2 protein-coding genes are annotated in these 644 nt (G+C 65.8%); one reads left to right on the forward strand and one right to left on the reverse strand.

Going from position 1 to position 644, the window contains the following annotated elements; all coding sequences use genetic code 11:
* Positions 1 to 227, reverse strand: a 227-nt coding sequence (locus tag EN780_RS36575; RefSeq protein ID WP_148674717.1) for an NmrA family NAD(P)-binding protein, incomplete at its 3' end; no start/stop codon positions are given.
* Between the two features lie 94 nt (positions 228 to 321).
* On the opposite strand from EN780_RS36575, the gene EN780_RS36580 reads away from it, so the two are divergent.
* A partial coding sequence (locus EN780_RS36580) for a LysR family transcriptional regulator (protein ID WP_133372972.1) occupies positions 322 to 644 on the forward strand: 323 nt, incomplete at its 3' end.

Genomic DNA, 644 nt, shown 5'->3' on the forward strand with positions numbered 1-644 from the left:
GTGTAGATCGGGTTGAGGCCGTTGAAGATGATGTCGACGCCTTGCGTTGCGCGGATCAGCGAGCCGCGGTCGAGCGCATCGCCGGCTATCGCCGCGGCGCCCTTGAGCTCGGCCGGCACCTTGCCGCTGCGGGTGACGGCGCGGACGTCGAAGCCGGCGTCGATGAAGGCCTTGCCGACGACGCGGCCGAGCCGGCCGTTGGCGCCGAGGATTGCTATCTTGGTCATTTCTCGTCTCCGTGTTTGCGTTGGGCCCTCAATCTGTGTCTTTCGCAAACGAATGGAAATTGACTGAAGTTGACGTTCTGATATTCATAAATGAATGACACAGATCGACTGGAACCTGATCAAGAGTTTCGTCGCCGTGGCGGAGACCGGCAGCCTGTCGGCCGCCGCGCGAAAGCTTGCGGCGAGCCAGCCGACACTCGGCCGGCACATCGCCGAGCTGGAGCAGGCGCTCGGCGTGACGCTGTTCCGTCGCGGCCGCAGCGGCTACGCGCTGACCGAGGCCGGCAGCGTGCTCTACGAACGCGGCCGCGCCGTGAGCGAGCAGGCGAGCGCCTTTTCGCTGCTGGCGCTGGGGTCGGTCGAAGCGATCGAGGGCACGGTGCGCATCGCCGCCAGCGAGGTGGTGGCGGCCTATGT

The organism is Mesorhizobium sp. M4B.F.Ca.ET.089.01.1.1, assembly GCF_004022605.1.
In the GTDB taxonomy this organism is placed as follows: Bacteria; Pseudomonadota; Alphaproteobacteria; order Rhizobiales; family Rhizobiaceae; genus Mesorhizobium; species Mesorhizobium abyssinicae.